Annotated in this window: 21 protein-coding genes; 13 read left to right on the plus strand and 8 right to left on the minus strand. The window is 58.2% G+C overall.

Features of this window, described 5'->3' with window-relative positions:
- Position 1 precedes the first annotated feature (1 nt).
- Entirely contained in the window at positions 2–196 is a 195-nt protein-coding gene (locus ACN2TU_RS25235) for a hypothetical protein (protein WP_435159406.1), read from the minus strand.
- A 206-nt stretch (positions 197–402) separates the two neighbouring features.
- On the opposite strand from ACN2TU_RS25235, the gene ACN2TU_RS25240 reads away from it, so the two are divergent.
- From ACN2TU_RS25240 to gnd, 6 genes are all read left to right on the plus strand, one after another.
- On the plus strand, positions 403–1284 hold the full coding sequence (locus tag ACN2TU_RS25240) for a lamin tail domain-containing protein (RefSeq protein WP_435159407.1): 882 nt from the start codon (positions 403–405) through the stop codon (positions 1282–1284).
- A gap of 319 nt (positions 1285–1603) precedes the next feature.
- A complete protein-coding gene (locus tag ACN2TU_RS25245) occupies positions 1604–2659 on the plus strand; it encodes a CAP domain-containing protein (RefSeq protein WP_435159408.1) in 1056 nt (351 codons plus the stop codon).
- Positions 2660–2732: 73 nt separating this feature from the next.
- Positions 2733–3014, plus strand: a complete 282-nt coding sequence (locus ACN2TU_RS25250; protein WP_435159410.1) for a hypothetical protein — start codon at positions 2733–2735, stop codon at positions 3012–3014.
- Positions 3015–3074: 60 nt separating this feature from the next.
- The gene (locus ACN2TU_RS25255) at positions 3075–3569 is read left to right on the plus strand and encodes a cation:proton antiporter regulatory subunit (protein WP_435159412.1); all 495 of its coding nucleotides are present in this window, start codon (positions 3075–3077) and stop codon (positions 3567–3569) included.
- Positions 3570–3576: 7 nt separating this feature from the next.
- On the plus strand, positions 3577–4770 hold the full coding sequence (locus ACN2TU_RS25260) for a cation:proton antiporter (RefSeq protein ID WP_435159414.1): 1194 nt from the start codon (positions 3577–3579) through the stop codon (positions 4768–4770).
- Between the two features lie 160 nt (positions 4771–4930).
- Positions 4931–5824, plus strand: a complete 894-nt coding sequence (gene gnd, locus ACN2TU_RS25265; protein WP_435159416.1) for a phosphogluconate dehydrogenase (NAD(+)-dependent, decarboxylating) — start codon at positions 4931–4933, stop codon at positions 5822–5824.
- A gap of 309 nt (positions 5825–6133) precedes the next feature.
- Here gnd and ACN2TU_RS25270 read toward each other — a convergent pair whose 3' ends face one another.
- Positions 6134–6703, minus strand: a complete 570-nt coding sequence (locus ACN2TU_RS25270; protein WP_435159418.1) for a class I SAM-dependent methyltransferase — start codon at positions 6701–6703, stop codon at positions 6134–6136.
- 92 nt (positions 6704–6795) lie between these two features.
- Here ACN2TU_RS25270 and ACN2TU_RS25275 point away from each other — a divergent pair, with 92 nt between their 5' ends.
- Positions 6796–7371, plus strand: a complete 576-nt coding sequence (locus ACN2TU_RS25275; protein ID WP_435159420.1) for a 2Fe-2S iron-sulfur cluster-binding protein — start codon at positions 6796–6798, stop codon at positions 7369–7371.
- A gap of 65 nt (positions 7372–7436) precedes the next feature.
- Here the strand turns inward: ACN2TU_RS25275 and ACN2TU_RS25280 are convergent, their stop codons facing one another.
- Complete coding sequence (locus ACN2TU_RS25280) at positions 7437–7622, minus strand: hypothetical protein (protein WP_435159422.1); 186 nt, start codon at positions 7620–7622, stop codon at positions 7437–7439.
- 60 nt (positions 7623–7682) lie between these two features.
- On the opposite strand from ACN2TU_RS25280, the gene ACN2TU_RS25285 reads away from it, so the two are divergent.
- Entirely contained in the window at positions 7683–7871 is a 189-nt protein-coding gene (locus ACN2TU_RS25285) for a hypothetical protein (RefSeq protein WP_435159424.1), read from the plus strand.
- A gap of 99 nt (positions 7872–7970) precedes the next feature.
- On the opposite strand, the gene ACN2TU_RS25290 is transcribed toward ACN2TU_RS25285, so the two are convergent.
- Both ACN2TU_RS25290 and ACN2TU_RS25295 read right to left on the minus strand, forming a co-directional pair.
- On the minus strand, positions 7971–8183 hold the full coding sequence (locus tag ACN2TU_RS25290; protein ID WP_435159426.1) for a hypothetical protein: 213 nt from the start codon (positions 8181–8183) through the stop codon (positions 7971–7973).
- A 7-nt stretch (positions 8184–8190) separates the two neighbouring features.
- Positions 8191–8586: a VOC family protein gene (locus tag ACN2TU_RS25295; RefSeq protein WP_435159428.1), complete on the minus strand. Its 396-nt coding sequence runs from the start codon at positions 8584–8586 to the stop codon at positions 8191–8193.
- A 133-nt stretch (positions 8587–8719) separates the two neighbouring features.
- Here ACN2TU_RS25295 and ACN2TU_RS25300 point away from each other — a divergent pair, with 133 nt between their 5' ends.
- The gene (locus ACN2TU_RS25300; RefSeq protein ID WP_435159430.1) at positions 8720–8881 is read left to right on the plus strand and encodes a hypothetical protein; all 162 of its coding nucleotides are present in this window, start codon (positions 8720–8722) and stop codon (positions 8879–8881) included.
- An 8-nt stretch (positions 8882–8889) separates the two neighbouring features.
- On the opposite strand, the gene ACN2TU_RS25305 is transcribed toward ACN2TU_RS25300, so the two are convergent.
- Positions 8890–10209 carry a 5'-deoxyadenosine deaminase gene (locus ACN2TU_RS25305; protein ID WP_435159686.1) on the minus strand — a complete coding sequence of 440 codons (1320 nt, stop codon included), beginning with the start codon at positions 10207–10209 and terminating at the stop codon, positions 8890–8892.
- 160 nt (positions 10210–10369) lie between these two features.
- Between ACN2TU_RS25305 and ACN2TU_RS25310 the strand changes: the two genes are divergently transcribed.
- The 4 genes from ACN2TU_RS25310 (at position 10370) to ACN2TU_RS25325 (ending at position 15932) form a co-directional block, all read left to right on the plus strand.
- A complete protein-coding gene (locus tag ACN2TU_RS25310) occupies positions 10370–10819 on the plus strand; it encodes a bifunctional UDP-sugar hydrolase/5'-nucleotidase (protein ID WP_435159431.1) in 450 nt (149 codons plus the stop codon).
- Positions 10820–10822: 3 nt separating this feature from the next.
- A complete protein-coding gene (locus tag ACN2TU_RS25315) occupies positions 10823–12439 on the plus strand; it encodes a bifunctional metallophosphatase/5'-nucleotidase (RefSeq protein WP_435159433.1) in 1617 nt (538 codons plus the stop codon).
- A gap of 276 nt (positions 12440–12715) precedes the next feature.
- The gene (locus ACN2TU_RS25320) at positions 12716–14140 is read left to right on the plus strand and encodes an MATE family efflux transporter (RefSeq protein ID WP_435159435.1); all 1425 of its coding nucleotides are present in this window, start codon (positions 12716–12718) and stop codon (positions 14138–14140) included.
- Between the two features lie 160 nt (positions 14141–14300).
- Positions 14301–15932 (plus strand): alkaline phosphatase family protein, encoded by a 1632-nt coding sequence (locus ACN2TU_RS25325; protein WP_435159437.1) that lies wholly within the window; start codon positions 14301–14303, stop codon positions 15930–15932.
- Between the two features lie 321 nt (positions 15933–16253).
- Here ACN2TU_RS25325 and ACN2TU_RS25330 read toward each other — a convergent pair whose 3' ends face one another.
- A complete protein-coding gene (locus ACN2TU_RS25330; RefSeq protein ID WP_435159439.1) occupies positions 16254–17501 on the minus strand; it encodes an MFS transporter in 1248 nt (415 codons plus the stop codon).
- A gap of 56 nt (positions 17502–17557) precedes the next feature.
- Positions 17558–19123, minus strand: coding sequence for a winged helix-turn-helix transcriptional regulator (locus ACN2TU_RS25335; protein ID WP_435159441.1), 1566 nt, complete (start codon positions 19121–19123; stop codon positions 17558–17560).
- Positions 19124–19202 lie beyond the last annotated feature (79 nt).

Genomic DNA, 19202 nt, shown 5'->3' on the forward strand with positions numbered 1-19202 from the left:
ATCAATTCCGAACCGTTCGATATCTTTGAATGAGGGCGAAGACGCCGATGGTTCCGAGGGCGGCGATGACGGCTTGAAACAATCTGGTGAGATGCTCGAAAACGAATAGAAAATGGGGCATCGCTACGAGAATCACGATGGCGGAAAGGAGAACGATAACGACGTTCAACCGTCGGACGACTCGGTCGTCGTTCATTTCCAATACCGTACACCGGTTAGTTATTTGATTGTATCGAAAGGGAAAACGGAAATCAATGAGATCGTCATTCCACGTTTTTTCCGCCTCGGATTCCGCTCGAAACCGCCCTGGTTTCATCGGTGTGAGTATATTTTCTGTATTCTATCCATACAAAATTCCAATAGCAAAGACGTTGATTTTGCGTTGTGGAAAATCAATTCAAAATGCGCGGTGCAGTTGTCACAGTTGCTCTCACATTGGTTCTCGGCGGTATCGTTGGGACGGTCGTCGTCGGGCCGGTCGGTGCGTCCATCACCGGCAGCGACCAAGTCACGGTCGTCGATGTCGTCGATGGTGATACGCTGGACGTTCGGTATCCCGACGGAACGACCGAGACCGTCCGACTGCTCGGTGTCGATACGCCGGAAACCTACAGCGAAAACACGCCCGATGAGTTCGAAGGCGTTCCGACCAACAGCGCAGGAGAGGCTTGTCTCGCCGACGAGGGAGAGGATGCGAAGTCGTTTATGATCGAGCGACTCGAAGGAAAGCAGGTTACGCTGAAGTTCGATTCCGAATCGGACAAGCGTGGTTACTACGGACGACTGCTCGCCTACGTATACTACGGCGGTGAGGATTACAACTACAAACTCATCGACTCCGGTCGGGCACGGGTGTACGATTCGACGTTTTCGAAAAGTAGCAGCTACTACAGCACCGAATCGAGCGCCCAGAGCGAACGCAGAGACCTGTGGCGATGTCGAGACGCTGGCGGCGTAGGTGATATCGACGTCGAGACGATTCACGCCGACGCCTCGGGGAACGACAACAACAATTTGAACGACGAATACGTCGTCTTCGAAAACACCGGTTCCAGCACGATTTCGCTCTCCGGATGGACGGTTTCGGACGCGGCAGGCCAGACGTACACTTTCTCGGAAACATCGTTGGCTCCGGGCGAGACGGTTACGCTCCACACCGGAAGCGGCACCGATTCGAGCAGCGACGTGTACTGGAATCGCGGTGCTGCCGTCTGGAACAACGGCGGTGACACTGTCTTCCTCGATACCGACTCGGGAAGCAGGGTGACGAGTCGCGCGTACTAATCCACCGGTCGATTCCACTATCGTTTTTCGTCTACTTCGCCGCCGAGACGATGTCGTCCTTGCTCCTGTGTCTATTTCTCTCTGAATTGATGGTTTTGTTATCGTCGTGGTTAACAAATTTTGTTCGATAACTCATCGTGTGAATTTCATTAGAAATCTATAATCAATAGTCGGTTATGCGAAAAATTATGTAGATTGGGACGGGACACCCATTTGCGATGGCATGGCACGCTAGCCTCCACGAGAACCAGCAGTCACAACGCTCGACCGACTGCCGTACCGAGTATCGACAAACGACCACTCGACCAGCGAGAATGACATGAGTCGGAAATCGATTTCTGTCGGTCTTTCGCTGGCACTCGCCCTCTTGCTCGTGACCAGCACGGTTGCTGTCGGGGCCATCTCGGCCGAACCGGTCACACCGTACAGCGGCCACGATTCGACTGCGAATGAAACCCACTCTTCAAACACGACTGACTCATCCGAGACGGACAGTTGGGAACGCGCGATTTCCGCTGCCGTACAGGATGCTCTCGAAGACGGTGAACTGAACGGCGACTTTTGGCACTTCTTCCAGTTGGTGCTGTCCGTGGTCGAGGACGAATCCGACCAACCGGCACCGGAACCAGAACGACCGACCACGGAACCACTGGAAACCACGACTACGGCTTCACCACCGGAGAAAACGACGACTTCGACCCCAACGACCACGCCGGAGCAGACGACAACTCCAGAGACCACTACGCAACCGCCAGAAACGACGACTACCACGACAACTACACCGGAAACGACCACCACGACGACTACTCCTCCAGAAACCACGACAACGACTACTACGACGACCCCGCCGGAAACCACGACCACATCCACGACGCAACCGACGACCACACCCTCCGAACCGAACGGCTTCGACCGAAGCGAGGTCGAGCGATACATCCACCAGTTCGTCAACGAAGAACGAACGTCGCGCGGACTCGACGCCATCTCGTTCGACACCGAACTCCGCGACATCGCACGGTCGCACAGTGAGGACATGGCGACGCGCGGCTACTTCTCGCACACCTCGCCCGAGGGGGAGAATTTCGCGGATCGCTACGACCAAGCGGGCTACACCTGCCGCGCGCCGACTAGCGACGGTTCGTATCTCACGGGTGGCGAAAACATCGCCCAGACGTGGTACGACACGCCGATTAACAACGGCGACGGAACGGTTCGTTACACCACGGAACGCGAACTCGCTCGGGGTATCGTAGACCAGTGGATGAACTCGCAGGGCCACCGCGAAAACATCCTCACCGACGCCTGGCAGAACGAAGGTGTCGGCATCTACGTCACCGAAGACGGCAAAGTCTACGCGACGCAGAACTTCTGCTAATCGCCAGCAGCGAGTTCGATTTTGTTTTTGGCGAAAGGGTTACACGTCCCTTCTCCGAACTACTAGCACTGGAATGAGTAGCTTCGAGCGTCTCGACCTTCGAATCTCCCCCGAGGAAGCCACCGACATCGTTCGGAGTCGTCTTGGCAACCTCCGCGTGGTTCGGCGCGATGGAGTCATCGAGTTTCGAACCCCCACCGGGTTCGTCGTAGCCAGCCTCCAACCCTACGATGGGGAAATCGGTGCAAGGGCGAGACTCCGATACAGAACCGCCCCGCGACTGCCGCTGTACCTCCATAAGATGTCGAAAGGGAGGGAAATTCGAGAGATATTGGACGAATACCGAGTGCCGTAATCGACTGCCAGCCGAGATTTTCGGCGTGATGTTTATGCCCTTTCCAACACCCCTTCAGATATGACTATCTACGAATCGGAAATCCCCGGCGTCGGCCACAAATTCGAACTCGAACTCGACGGCGAGGAACGACTCGTCGTCATCATCCATCACGACGGAAAACGCGAACTGTATCGCCGTCCGTCGCCGAATGAGGATAGCGTCAAACTCGCCTCGCTGACGGGCAAGAAAGCCCGTCAGCTCGGCTCCATTCTGGAAGGGGCGTATTTCCAACCCGTCGAGATGGACGAGTTGAACGTCCCGCTCGGGGAGTCGATTATCGAGTGGGTCGAGGTCAAAGACGACTCCTCGCTCACCGGCCAAACTCTCGAAGACGCCGCGATTCGCCGACGTACCGGTGTCTCGGTCATCGCAATCCAGCGCGGCGAGGAAACGATCGCGAATCCGAAACCGGATACGACTATCGAGTCAGGCGACATTCTCGTTGCAATCGGTACCCGCGAGGAGCAGGCTGAACTCACGAACCTCCTTTCCGCGACCGACGAGGCCAACTGAAGCGACGATGGCAGACCCACTACTCGTCCAGTTCGGAATCGCAGTGACGGCTATCGCCCTCATCGGGGCGCTTGCATCCCGAATCGGACTGTCCGTCATTCCCGCCTACATCGTCGTTGGTATCCTCGTCGGCCCCAACCCACCGACGGCCATCGGCGGTGTCTCGCTCAGGCTCGTCCAAACTGGAGAGTTCATCGATCTTCTCGCGGAACTCGGTATCGTGTTCCTTCTCTTCTTCCTCGGTCTGGAGTTCAGCCTCCAACAACTCGTCTCGAACCGCGACAGACTCGTGAAAGTCGGTCTCGTTGACCTCGGGATCAACTTCCTCCTCGGTCTCGGACTCGGTGTCCTGTTCGGATTCTCGTGGCTCGAAACGTTCTTCCTCGCCGGAATCGTCTACATCTCGTCCAGTGCGGTGATAACCAAATCGCTCATCGACCAAGGCTGGATTGCGAACGCGGAAAGTGAACCCATCCTCGGAACGCTCGTCTTCGAGGATATCTTCATCGCCGTGTATCTGGCTCTGCTGTCCGCGGTCGCGCTGGGCGAAGGCACGCCGACCGACGCCGCGATTTCCATCGGCGTGTCCATCGCTTTCCTCGTGCTTCTCGTCGGGGTCGCATGGTACGGGTCGGAGTACGTCGAACGACTGTTCCGAACCGATTCGAACGAACTGTTTCTCCTCCGTGTAACTGGCATCACCGTCCTTATCGCCGGAACCGCCCTGGCGATGGGAATCAGCGAGGCGGTCGCCGCCTTCTTCGTCGGAACGATGTTCAGCCAAACCGACCACGTCAGCCGAATCGAGCAGGTTTTGTCGCCGACCCGTGACCTCTTCGCCGCCGTGTTCTTCTTCTCCATCGGCTTGGCCACGGACATCACCCTGTTGGCAGATGTACTCGCTTTGCTGGGTATTGCTGTCGTGCTGACGACGTGTGGCAAGTTCGTGAGCGGGACGTTCTCGGGTCGTTCCTACGGCCTCGACAGAACGCGCTCATTTCGCGTCGGTCTCGGGATGGTTCCCCGCGGAGAGTTCTCGCTGGTGTTGTCCACCCTCGCGATGAGCGTTGGAACCGGCGCGCTCGGAGAGTTGATACCTGCGTTCACCGTCGGCTATGTCCTCATCATGAGCATCCTTGGAACGCTGTTGATCCAACACGCGGATAGAGTTACGGACACGTTGGAAACGGCCTTCACGTAGTTCGGTGTTCGAAACAGTCCCGAAGGTGGTATCTCTCTCACTTGGTGTACTGAGACCGGTTCTGGAGCCGTATTCGTGCGTGCCCAAATCTGTATGCCCTATAAGCCCACCCGGAACTGGAATCGCAACCCCTACCTCTCCCCCACCTGCACCTACTCCCATGCAACTGGGCGTCATCGGACTGGGGCGCATGGGTCGAATCGTAGTGGACAGAACGCTCGATGCGGGACACGACATCGTCGCGTACGACGTGGCCGAAGGAGCCGTCGAATCTGCGGCGGAAGCGGGTGCGGAACCCGCCGACTCGGTCGCTGACCTCGCCGAAACACTCGGCGACGAGAAGCGAATCTGGCTGATGGTGCCCGCCGGAGAACCGGTGGACGCCGCGCTAGAGGATTTGGAACCCTTCCTCGACGAGGACGACGTGGTCGTCGATGGTGGCAATTCCTACTTCGAGGACTCCGTTCGGCGCGCCGAGACGACTCCTGCGGCCTACCTCGACTGCGGAACCAGCGGCGGTCCGGCCGGTGCCGAACTCGGCTTCTCGCTGATGGTAGGCGGACCACAGTGGGCCTACGACGAACTGACCCCCGTTTTCGACGCGGTGGCCACCGGGCCGGATGGCCACGACCGAATGGGCGAGGCCGGGTCGGGCCACTACGTGAAGATGGTTCACAACGGTGTCGAGTACGCGCTGATGCAGACCTACGGCGAAGGGTTCGAACTGCTCCACGAGGGTCGGTACGACCTCGATTTGGAGAAAGTTGCTCGAACGTGGAACAACGGCGCGGTCATTCGCTCGTGGCTCCTCGAACTGTGTGAAGAGGCGTTCCGCGAGGAGGGAACCGACTTGGGCGACGTGGCAGACCACGTCGCGGGCGGTTCGACTGGAACGTGGACGGTGCAGGAAGCCCTCGAACAGGAAGTTCCGGTTCCGCTCATCTATCAGGCGCTCGGCGAGCGATTCGGCAGTCGGTCCGACGGTCGGTTCTCACGGCGGTTGGCCAACCGGCTTCGATACGGGTTCGGTCGGCACGAGGTCAAACGCGACTAGCAACGGGAGCGCGCAGCTTTCGTGAACGACTGGCGGGAATGACGAGAACTGAACGATAGGCTGTCGCTTTTCAGCTTCAGCACGAAGTTTAGCTGCCATTCTTTCGCCTGAACCAACAACATACGACGGTACGGGAACCGTTAGCGGAACACTCCGAGAATCGACCATTTTATCGAGGAAGAAACGCCGGAACCGTAGCGGAGGGTGGTATTCATGCTTGATATACCCATATGTGTGCCATATGTCTTATCATAGTTTCAACGAGGCCACGCAGATGACCGACTTCCGCCAAAGAACACAACGCCGAGACTACACCTCCGCAAACGCACAGAAATCGTCTCCACGGTCTTCGATTCGAATCTCGTCGAATCCCGCGTCGGCGAGCAGTTTCGGCAGTTCGTCCTTCGACTGCCCGGAGTGATGCGTGAAAGCGATCGCAACGGTTCCGTCGGGTTTCACGACGCGACGCAGTTCCCGCAGTCCGGTCACGGCGTCGGGCCACACCTGCATGGAGTTCATCGTCATCGCGGCGTCGAAGACGTCGTCTTCGGACGGCACGTCGTCCGCGACGCCGTATCGGAGTTCGACTTGTCCCTCGTGAATCGTCCCGACGTTTCGCTTTCGTGCTTGTTCGACCATCTCCGGTGAGGCGTCGATACCGGCGACGAAGCCGTCAGGAACGGCTTCTGCAAGTTGCTGGATACCGATGCCGGGGCCAAAGCCAACCTCCAGAACGTGGTCGTCCGGTTCGAAGTCGAGTTCGGTGATAACCCACGCCGTGAACTCCCCTTTCGACTGAGCCATCAGCTTTCCGCCGAGTCGTCCGAGTAGGCCGGTTGGGCGTCCGAAGGTTCGGTCGAGGAATGTTTCGAGGACCATGGTTTACACGATGCTGTGTTTGACCCTAACTCCTCTCCCACACTCGCGTCAATCACAATGCTGTTAAACCACCGTTCCGTAGCTTCCGCCATATGGTAAACGAACTGGGTCTGGGACTCGGGCTTCTGTTTGCGCTCACCGCAGTGGCTCTGCACTTCACCAAGGGAACCGAATGGCGCGCTGCGGACGACATCTCCCAAGAAGTGCTCGACCGCCGTGCAGCGAGTGTCCCCGAAACTGACTTCCCCGAACCGATGAACCGCTCCATCGGTGGTGGCGGTGGGGTCGCTGTCGGTGCCGGTGCGGAAGGTGAACTCGAAGGAGAAGAAGGCGAGGAAGAAGACACTGGCTTCGACCCCGAGGCGATTCCGGAGGACGAGGTCGAGTACTTCGAAGTCGAATACGTCAAGGAGGGTTCGACCATCGAAGTCGCCAGCAACGAGACAATTCTCGAAGCGGGCGAGGAAGAGGGCTGGGATCTCCCATACTCCTGCCGCGCAGGGTCGTGTCTCTCTTGCGGTGCGAAGATCGCCGACGGAGAACCGGACGACATCGTCCACAGCAACAACGACACGCTCAGCGACGATGAACTGGAAAAGGGATACTTCCTCTCCTGTACGGCCTACCCGCAAGCCGACATCAGCGTCGAGACGAACGAAACGCCGTAATCCGTTCGCTGCGATTGTTTTCGCTTTTCTGCACCCGTTCTATCAGCTGAAGTGGTAATCTTATTTCAAAACCTGACTGCTATTGTGCAGTACGATTCACCCGGAACCGCGGAAACGAGCATCATTAGCGACCCGGTGAGCGCGCTGGACAACTGCGTCGATGATTGGTAGTACGACGACGGACTGTGTGTCGGCGAAATGTTCGACTCCTTACTGAAACGAATCGGATTCGCGACGGTGCAAAAATTCATCGCGTCTGCCGAATGATTTTCTGAGAAAGACGTATATCGCCGAATATGTAATAAAATATCATGCCAGAAGGATACGTTTGCGACGAGTGCGGCGACTTCCTCACCGTCAAACCGCATTCGTTGTTCCGATTCGGCCCGGGTAAGGGGGAACAAGACCGGGAATTCACATTCTGTGAGGATTGTGCACCAAAACTCGTCAAGGAGCATGGCTGGTCGATTCCAAGTCGTGGCGATGGAAAGACGGGGTGACTCGCCTTCGCTCGATGCTCGTGACCGAACGAGTGGCCGTCGCGTCCACTGCTTTCGTCAAACCAATCGACGCACTGCTGTCGAGCAAACGACCACGACCTATTCGATTTCCGCGTTTCTCTTCCGATAGTACAGAGCGAGAAACAGCCATCCGAACACCGGAACCGTCGCTTCGAGTGCCCAGTAGCCCGCATTCTCCACGTCGCGTTTGAGCGCGTCGTGATTCACCCATATCCAGAAAAACCACGGCGGAATCACGGCTATTGCCTTCGCTAGTTCGATTGTTGCCAGAATATCCGGAGGACCCCCCATCGTAAAATCACCAGTGGTTCGCTCCCGACTCCCATAGTCGCTTTTCACGCCAGCAGGTGACTTCCAGTTCGTTCCCATCCGAGTCGCTAAAGTAGATGCTCGTCTCGATTTTCCGCACGTTGATATCTCTATTTTCCAATCGTTCGGCTATCTCGTCAAGATACTCCTCCGGCGCGCTGAACGCGACGTGTCGCGGACTGGTTGCATAGTGTGATACCTCGTCCACGCGGGCGAGATTGAGCGTTTGCCCCTGTCCGAGATTCAGCCAATGATAGTCCTCGGTGTCCGGGTCGCGGCGGTCAACTGACCGCAAACCGAGCACGTCCCGATAGAACGAAACCGCTCGATTGAGGTCGGAAACCGGAAGTGCGACGTGGTCGAAGCCTTGTATCGAGTGTGTCATATCCGATGGTTCTCGTCGCTCGAAAAAATACCTCCTCGGAATGTCCGAATCGCTCGAAACCCGCGTTTCAAGCAGTCCCTACCACAAACTTATCCGGCTATTAGTTAACCCAACGTGGTACAAACTACCATCCATGCACCTCCAGCATCACGACGACGAATACGCCGTTCGAGACCCTGCCGACCTCCCAACCGTTCGGCAAGCGCCGGGTGGAACGTGGATCGCCGAAGACACACACGGCCGGTCTGCACACGGTTCGACGCCCGCCGCCGCAATCGCCACACTCAGAAAATAGGGTCAAACTTAGAAGACGCCTGTTTCCGGAGCCACGTCCAATCCCGCTGCTATTTCGTTCGCCTCCGCGCGAATCGCGTCGGCATCGGCGACGACCACTTCGCCGTTTTGCTGCAACACTTCTCCGGCGACCATGGTGAACGCTACGTCGTCGCCGTGTGCACCAAAGACGGCGTGAGAGAGCGGGTCGTACAGCGGCGTCGCACGGGTCAGGTCGGTCGTTAAACCGATGATGTCCGCCTGCCATCCTTCCTGTAATTTTCCGACGCGATCGAACCCGGCGGCGCGAGCGCCGTTTATAGTCGCCATCTCGAAGATAGTGCGGGTCGGGGCCGCCTGCGCGTCGAGTTCGTTCACTCTCTGCAGGAGGCTGGCGTGTCGCATCTCGGTGAAGGGGTCAAGCGTGTTGTTGCACGGCGGCCCGTCGTTGCCGAGTGCGACGTTGATTCCGCGGTCGAGATAGTCGATGACGGGGGCGATTCCGCTGGCGAGTTTCATGTTCGAGGAGGGGCAGTAGGTGACGTGCGTGCCCGTCTCCGCGAGCACTTCGCGCTCGGACTCGTCGGTCCAAACGCAGTGAGCGAGGACGACATCCTCGCCGGTCAATCCGACCTCGTCCAACCAGTGGATGTTTCGGTGGCCGGTGTCGGCTTCGACGGTGTCGATTTCGTCCTGATTCTCGCTCGCGTGAGTGTGGATTCGAACGCCGTCGTAATCGTTCGCGAGGATGCGCGCACCCCGGAGACAATCCTCGGTGCAGGAGACGGCAAATCGCGGCGTGATGGCGTACTGAATCCGTCCATCGTTCGCGCCGTGATACTGTTGAATGAGTTCTTCCGTGGTTTCCAGTCCCGCGTCGGTGTCCTCGTGAAGTCCGTCGGGAGCGCGTTTGTCCATCAGCACCTTTCCGATGCGACCACGGATTCCCATCTCCACTGCGGCGTCGAACGCCCAGTCTGCATGTCGAACCGAGAGGTGGTCGATACAGGTGGTCGTTCCGCTTTCGATTAGTTCGAGGTATCCCAACCGTGCGGCGGCATACATTTCCTCCGACCCGAGACTCGCTTCCATCGGGAGGACGTACTCGAAGAGCCAATCGAGCAATTCGGCGTCGTCCGCGATTCCCCGCCCGAGGCTCTGTACCGAGTGAATGTGCCCCCCGACGAGTCCCGGTAACAGGAGGTCGTACTCGTCCACCTCGTGTTCGAAATAGCTGTCGAGCAGTTCGGTGCGCTCGCCAACTGCTTCGATCGTCTCGCCGACAACGACGATTGCTCCATCCTCGATAATCGTCGTCGCGTCGGCGACGACTGTTCCAGTCAGTATCATTGCTGTCTGTTTGTACCGTCTCCAACGGTGGGCCTGACGATGATGAGTACTTCGGTTTCGGTGTTCGATTTTCCGTTCGATTTCACCTCCGTTGGTAAACACTATCAAACATTACTAAAGTAGATTAAATTATACATAAATCGTCTGAATGTAGGTGTACATGCGAACACTCTGCACGATACTGCTTACGCTGTGTCTGCTAACGGGGACGGTTGCTCCGGCGATTGCCACGTCGGCGACACCGACGACTGACAACCGCTCGATGCCGGGCACCGACACCGTGACGAATGCACCGACCGCACAGTCATCTTCGACCACGCTCACGATTCTTTCATACAACGACGTCCAAACCGCCGCCGTGGAGAACGGAACGTTCCCACGGATGGCGACGCTCATCAATCGCCGAAAGGTGGCCCACGACAACCCGACCGTCGTGCTCGGTGGGGGTGACCAAGTTAGTCCCCACTCGCTTTCGCCACTGACGACGTGGAAGACGCCAATCAAGGGTCTGAACGTCATCGACCCCGACGCGGAGGTCATCGGTAATCACGATTTGGACTACGGATTTGAGGCCGTCGAGAATTTCTCCGCGGAATCCGAGTTCCCGTGACTCATGGCGAACGTCGAGGACGCTGAGACGGGCGACCCGATTCCGGGAACCAAGCCCTACACCGTCATCGAACGTGACGGCGTGAAAGTCGGCGTCGTCGGACTCGCCGACGAGAAGATCAAGTCGAAGACTGCGGTGGACTTCGAGGAAGAAGGCTACAAATTGACCGACTACGCCGAAACCGGCGAGCAGTACGCGACGATGCTCAAGAAGGAGAAAAACGTCGATGCCGTCGTGGTTCTCGGCCATTTCGGCGTTCCGGTTGCGAAAGACCTTGCAAATCAAACCGAGAATGTCGATGCCATCGTAGTGGGCGACGACGAAATCGAGTATCCTCCGGCGGAGACCGGCGGGACGGTTATCATGGAAGCGGAAGCGCGTGCAGAACACGTCGCGGAAGCGAACCTCACTATCCGGAACGGAGAGGTCGTCGGCTGGAATGGCCGACTGCTCGACGTGACCGAGGACGTTCCGAAAAACGAGACGCTTTCGCAAATCATCACGGACGACCGCGGTGACGTGCTTTCGCGCGTTGTCGGTCAATCCGAGGTCGAACTGGATGCTCGATTCGCATCGAACTACCACGATGAGACGGCCTACGGAAACCTCATCACCGATGCCTTCCGCGAGGAAATCGGTGCCGACGTGGCCTTGACGAACGCCGGTGGGATTCGCTCGAACAGCGTTTACGGCCCCGGAAACATCACCGCTGGCGACGTGTACAACGCGCTTCCCTTCCGAAATTCATTGGTGACGGTCGAACTCACCGGCGCGGAACTGAAGGAACTGCTCGCCAGCCAAATCGTCACGCTCGAAAGCGAGGAAGGGAAGCGGTATGGGCAAGGAGCCAAACTCCAGGCCAGCGGCGTTCACTACGAATGGAACGGCCATTCGTCCGCCCCGCCGGAGGAACGTATTCAGGACGTGTGGATCAACGGCGAACCGCTCTCCGAGGACGCAACGTACACCGTCACGGTGAACTCCTACATGGCCGGATGGGACGGCGTTCTCGGCAACGCAACGCGCGTCAGCAGTACGCAGAAACTCTACGGAACGGTCACCCTGGAGTATATCGAAGCACACAGTCCGGTCGCGCCCGAGAAGACCAACCGCATCCGTCGGGTTGACGCCAACGGTGGCACGTCCGCCGTGACCCTTGACGGCGAGGGAGACGTGACGGTCACCTTCGACGCCCCCGAAAACGCGACTGCACTTGATGACGGAACCTACTACGCCATGTGTGCCTGTGGCGGCACTGTTCCGGCGAAAAGTGCGACGCTCGATGGGAACACGCTCGCGGTGACCTTCGACGACGACGAACTCCGTTCGTTCGCCGTCGATTCCGACAGCGGCCTTCAGGTGTACGGACAGTACAACGATTCGCAGTACAACGGCGAACGGTCGTATTTCAACTACTCCATTTTCAACGGCCAGCTCGATTCGTCCGTCGAATACGAGACGACTAACCTCGAAACGACGACGATAGCGGAAACGACCGGGTTCGGACAAACGACCACGACGATGACCGACACCACCGCAACGAATGGCCAGCCTGGATTCGGAATCGGCCCGGCCGTCTTCGCGCTTGCGGGTGTCGTGGTCGCGCTGAGACGGGACTGAAACAGGGATACTTGACCTTCGTTTTCGCGGATGGGCTTTTGAATACGAACGCAGTGTCCTTCGTTTTGTCACCCGTTAACCGCCCCAGAGATGGGTTTAGGGACTTTATAATAATCGTTGCGTCTCTTGTCCGGGCGTCTCTTGTCCGGGCGGATCCATAACGGAGTCAGTGCTGAAACGGACGATGAACTTCGTATCGAGTACCGTGTGATAGATCCTATCATATGATTTCAGAGTCGAAATATTGAAACGTGATTGTTTCGTTTCGAAAGTACGATGAATAGCACACAGCCCAGCAGTTCGATTACGGAGGGTGGGCTGGTGCGACCGATGTTCGAACTCGCGTGGCCGATAGTGGTCATCCAACTCCTCCAGGTGACGTACAACGTTGCGGACACCTTCTGGTTGGGACGACTGTCGTCCGACGCAGTCGGCGCGATGAGTATCGCGTTCCCGCTCATCTTCTTCCTCATCTCCATCGCGGGCGGGTTCACGACCGCAGGAAGCATCCTCGTCGCCCAGTACACCGGTGCCGATAGCGAAGGCTCGGCGGGAAAAGTCGCGGGCCAAATCCTGTCGTTCGTGGCGATTCTCTCCGTCGTCCTCGGCATTATTGGCTACTTCCTTACGGATCCGATGCTCGCGTTGATGCCCTCGCAGGCCGCGACGACGGACGACATCATTCCGCTCGCCCGCAATTACATGGAAGTGTTCTTCCTCGGTTTGCCGTTCCTCTTCGGCTTTTTCGTCTTCTCCTCGTTGATGCGAGGGTACGGCAACACGCGAACGCCGATGCGAATCATGTTCGTCAGCGTCGTCATCAACGTCGTCCTTGACCCCCTGCTCATCTTCGGGTGGGGTCCCATCAATGGCATGGGTATCAAAGGTGCTGCGCTCGCAACCATCTCAGCGCGGGCGATTGCCACCGTCCTCGGCTTGTACGTACTGTTCGTCGCTCGCGCTGGGCCGGACGTTCATTTCGGCGACCTCGTGCCCGACCTTAGCTACATCTGGGACATCGTTCGTATCGGGACGCCGAGCGCGCTCGAACAATCGACCAGTGCGATGGCGATGATTACGCTGACTGCGATGGTCGTCCAGTTTGCCCCGCCCGTGGTCAGTGCTTACGGACTTGGTAATCGTCTCGCCTCCCTCGTGTTTCTCCCGGCGATGGGGTTGGGGCGAGCGACGAATACGATGGTCGGCCAGAACCTCGGCGCGAAGAAATCGGAGCGAGCGGAGCGGGCAGTTTGGCTCGCGGCGAAGGTCGGTTCCGTCGTAATGCTCGCCGTTGCAATCGTTGCAGCACTGTTTCCCGACCCGATAGTCGGCGTATTCATGGCCACGGGAACGCCGGAGGCCGCCATGACAATCGAGTACGGCAGCGAATATCTTCGAATTCGCTCGGTCGAGTTCGCGTTCATGGCACTGCTGCAGGTGCTTCTCGGCGCGTATCGTGGGGCCGGTAACACGAAGACGGCAATGGCGTTCTCGATGGTGACGCTGTGGCTCGGTCGCGTTCCCGTCGTGTACTATCTTGCGTTCGTTCGGGACATGGGGCCAACCGGAATCTGGATCGGAATGGCCATCGGAAACGTCTTCGGAGCGATTGCCGCCGCGCTCTGGTTCACTCGCGGGACGTGGAAACGGACCGTTATCGACGATTCGGAGGTAGCTATTACGGACGGCGAAGGCGACTAATTTACTGCCATGGAGAATTAAGCGTGGCATAATAAAATGAGTAGAACTGGTAGGGGTCAGCAATGAGTCTGGCGAGCGTCGCAAAACGGGTGCTATCTAAAACCTGTTCGACGACTGTAAAGAAACGCGCTGGCCGAAACTGTATCCCGGGTGAGACACAATGAGCAACGTAGATGTTCTCCTCATCGGCATCGATGCGGGCTGTCTGCCAGTTTTCGAACGCCTCTACGAAGACGACGTCATCCCCAACATCCGCTCTATTTGTGAGGATGGTACATCGGCTCCGTTAGAGTCACAGATGCCGCCGTGGACGCCGAGCGCGTGGCCGTCGTTGTACACTGGGGTCAACCCCGGGCAACACGGCGTCTGTGGATTCGTTGCCTACGATGGCTACGATTTCCACGTGGTCAGCGGCAACGATGTGGAAGAACACGCGATATGGTCGCTGCTCGACAAACACGGCAAGTCGAGCGTCGTCGTCAACGTGCCGGTTACCCATCCACCGGACGAAATCGACGGTGCTGTCGTTCCGGGGTTCATCGGGCCGGAAAATCCACGATGCTATCCCGAGGGACTGTTGGAAGAGATTCGTGAGGAAATCGGCGATTATCGGGTGTATCCGAACTACACCCGCGGCGACACGCGACTCTCAGATGCGGAGAAGATGGATGAGTATACGAACCTCGTGCAAATGCGTGGTGAAGCCTTCCGCTACCTCGCCGACAAGCACAAACCCGATTTCGGCTTCGTCCAGTTCCAGAAAACTGACACCGTCTTCCACGAGTTCGACGGCGATTGGGACAAAGTGAAAACGGTCTACGAAGAGACGGATCGGCAGGTCGGCAAAATGCTTGAGGAGTGTAATCCGAACACGGTTCTCATCGCCAGCGACCACGGGATGGGGCCGTACGATAAGTACGAATTCCGCGTCAACGAGTTCCTCCGCGACGAAGGCTACGTGAAGGCGAGAAAAGGTGGGAAAGGAATGCCGTCGTGGAACCCGATTCAAGAGGAACTCCGCGAGGGCAAGGACACCAAAACGTGGGAACCGAACACGTTTGAACGGATGGCCGCTAAAATGGCCGAATTCGGATTCACCGCCCACCGAATCAGAACCGGTCTGGAGAAGGTTGGGCTCGCGGAAATCGCCAAACAGTACGCGCCGAAAAACGTCGCACGCACCGGCAACGAACAGGTGGACTTCCCGAAATCGATCGCATACATGCGTGCCCGAACCGAGTTGGGTGTTCGCATCAACTTGCAAGGACGCGAACCGGAGGGTATCGTTCCCCCCGATAAATACGACGAGGTTCGAGACGAACTGATAGAAAAACTCAGTGCCGTCGAAACCCCGGATGGCGAACCGCTCTTCGGCGAAGTTGCGCCTCGGGAGAAATATTTCCACGGGAAGAATGCGGAAAACGCCCCGGACATCGTGACGATACCGAACGAAATGGGTCAGTTCCTCTCCGCACAACTACTCGGCGATTACTTCGCACCGCCGACGGAACCGTGGAACCACAAACTGGAAGGTGTCGTCGCCGTGAAAGGGAAGGGAATCGATCGAGACAGGATGCCAACCAAAGCACACCTTTTCGACGTGGCTCCGACTATCATGTCCGCACTGGGAATCCCGTACAGCGACCGGATGGACGGGACGGTGATTCCGATTGTCGGGGACATCGGTGCACAGAGCTATCCCGAGTACGACGAGGACGACGACATTTCGATGGATAATGAGGACGAGGCAGGCGTCGAAGAGCGACTGGCGGATCTCGGCTACATGCAGTAATGGGCAGCTCGGTTCATTCGTCTCCGGTTTCTGATTGAGCTTGAATCTATACCAGTGTCGTAACTGCTCCCAAGTCGGTAGTCGCAATTCCTCGCATTTCGATTCGTACGGAACGATACGCAACGAACACACCCGTTTTAGTGCCTTATTCCACAATTATAGCTCATGTCGTCAGCCTTCGGAGTGATGGAGAAACTGGTGTCTCACCACGTTCTTCCTTCCATTCGGCGTTCTCTACTCCGTCTATAACGTCGCCAAGAGATTCAAAACGGGTCTGTAAGGCTACGAGACTGAAACTGAAAAGAGAATTCTGCTCGCTTTTCACCACTGCGTCAGCGCCTTCGCACCGTGGGAATACGACAGCACGCCGAAGAAGGTCACCACGCCTGAAATCGACGCAAGTCCACCGACGTAAAACACCCACTGAATACCGGGGCCGGTCATCAGGAGTCCCGCGAGAATTGGCGCGAGGATGCTGCCGGGCCGCCAGACCAACTCCCGGATTCCGAAGCTACTGGCCACGCCCGCCCCGTCTGCGCCTTCGTCCGCGAACAGCGCCATGCTGGCTGGTTCGCGGAAACTGTCCGCGACGCCGAGGAGGGCATTCAGGCCGACCAGCGGAAGGAAGGCAGATGAGAGCTTGCCGAGCACGGGAAACATCGCGGGCAGGGAGAGCGACTGGCCGATTGCAGGCGCGAACGGAATACAGAGCGCAACGAGTCCGTACAGGCCGCCGCCGACGAAGACGAAGAGGGCGCGTCCGTAGTGGTCGGACAGCCGCCCCGTGTATGGCTGAAATAGCATGTTCATGAACTTCTCCGCGATGAGCACGACGCTGACCGCGAGCGTCGCGTAGGCCAATCCACCCTTTGATGCCTCCAGTCCGGCGTAGACGACGACCCACGCTCGAACCATCGTCACCGCCACGGAGTACTGCGCCCGGAAACTCGTCAGCGTCAGTAGTTTGCGGTTGAGCGCCAAGTCGGAGAACGGGAAGCCTTCGATTCGCGTTCCGTCGCGTTCGACGAACAGAACTACGCCGAGGAGCGCCGGAATCAACAGGGCGACGATGACGCCGAAGACGACGCTGAACCCGTACTGTTCGTACAGTACGGCGGCGGAAATCGACCCGAGGATGGACGCCGCGAATCTGGCAGCGTTGGCCTTGCCGATGTGGTTCGCTCGCGTGTCTGCCGTCGAAAGTTCGCCGACGAGCGAGAGGCTGATGAGGCCGGTGCCGGTGATAGCGACGCCCTGAAGCGCCCGCGCCGCGATGAAGCCCCAACTGCTCTCCACGAAGGGGAATGCGGCGTACGAGAGGATAGAAATGGCGAGACTCCCAAGTAGGACGTTTCGTTTGTCGTAGCGGTCGCCCGCCCACGCCATCGGGACGACGACCACCGTCTGCGCCGCGGTCAGACCGGAAACGAACAGACCGACGACGACTCCCGATTGCGGGTCGAGGATGTTGAGATACTTCGGGAGGAGCGTGGACAGTGTAATAAACCCAAACCCAGCGGCGAACCGTGTGAGATAGAGCGCGTAGAACTGGGCCTGGTTTCGTTGCACGCTTTTCACTGCGAAGAAACGTCGAAAAACCCTTTCGTTTCGAAATGGGTGGCTGGTTAGTCGTCCGCGCTCGCCGCGGGTCGGTTGGAGAATGCGGCTTGTGCTTCCGGCGAGAGTCGATTTACGATCGTTCTCCCGTCGCGTTCCCGCTCGACCAGTCCGTCAGCTTCCAATCGTTTCAGGTGATGCGTAACAGTACTGGGGTCGCGGTTCAGTTCGTCCGCCAGTTCGCCGCCGGAAGCAGGTTCCCTGCGAGCCACCGCATCGAGCACCGCCGCGGTCGGTCCGTCAGCCAATGCGGCGGCCAGTTCAACTCCATCGTCGTCGGGATAGAATCGGCGTTTGCCGCGCACTTTCGTTCCCGTTATCATTTCTTCGCGTTCCAGCACTCGGAGGTGGTGACGAATCGTCGAGAGCGACACGTCCATCCTGGCGTCCAACTCCGAGAGGTACAACCCCGGGGTTCGCTCGATTCGCTCGAAGAGCGCACACCTGACCTCGTGTTCCAACGGGTCGGAATCGTCGTATCGACTGTACCGGAACATGGTCAGAACTCGCCAAAGTCGATGGTTCTCTCGCCCCGTGGCGACGGGTGCGACGGCTGTCGCACCCGAGTTAATCGTCAGCGCGGTCACGTCCGGGAGATGACTACCGACACCCAACACGAGCACGGCACCGGCCAGTCCCGCTGTTTCGACCGGTTTCGGAACCGGTTTGCTCGATGGTCGCCGCTGGCGTGTGTTGGTTTCCGTCTCGTCGGCGCTCGCCAGCGCGCCACCCGCTTCAGTCGTCTCATCGGCCGACGTTGCCGACGCTTCGTTTCCGCCTCCAGTCGCATCCGTTTCACGCTGATCGACGGTCGTGGACTCGTAGTCGCTCGTTTTCGCATTACTCGCAGACACACCGTTTTCCGAAGCTTGGTTCCCCGTCTTCGCGGTCGTTGCCGCGTTTTCGGTGCTTGCGACGCGTTCCGTCGCGGTATCGACTGCGCTCGTGACTTCGGTTGCAGTATCTCCCATGGCCGACTGGTCGCCACCCCCATTCGCTGTCGTCGCTGTCGCCGTCCCATCGGCAAGGCTATCTCCCGATTCGGCCACGTCGTTCGACTCGGTCATCTCTCCTGCGGGAGACGACTGCCCCGCTGTCTCACCCACAGCAGCAGCGGTCTGAGCATCGGTGTCGGGTGCATCGACTCCCGTCGCAGTCGTGGTATCACCGACCGACCCGGTCGCCGAATCTACAGTGTCGCCGACCGAGTCTCGCGTATCCACCGTATCCGTGACTGATTCCCCGGTTCCGTCGCTCTCATCCTCGGCCGAATCGTCCACTGTTGTCGTGGCATCCGAAATAGTGTCCCTCGTCTCGTCACGGACATCATCGCTGGAATCCGTCGCTGTCGTCGTTGTCGTCTCGGTATTCGTCCCAGAAACGGAGTTTCTCGCAGTCGTCACCACGGCGTCAGTCGTCGCGACGGCGGTGTCGATGGTCGTCGTCTCGGCGCTCGTGGTGTTCGTTTCGTCCAGTGGAGTGCCGGTCGTCCCGCCGTCGGGAATGGCGACGGCGAGGCTCGGCAAGCAGAGTAACGCGACGAACAGCACGACGCCGGGCCGGTCGATGTCCACGGCCATCCCCTCGTGTGCCCTCAGTTATCATACTCCGTTCCAGATATTTAGGACTATCTGCCGTTATTCCAATTCGTTT

The organism is Haladaptatus marinus (genome assembly GCF_051194195.1).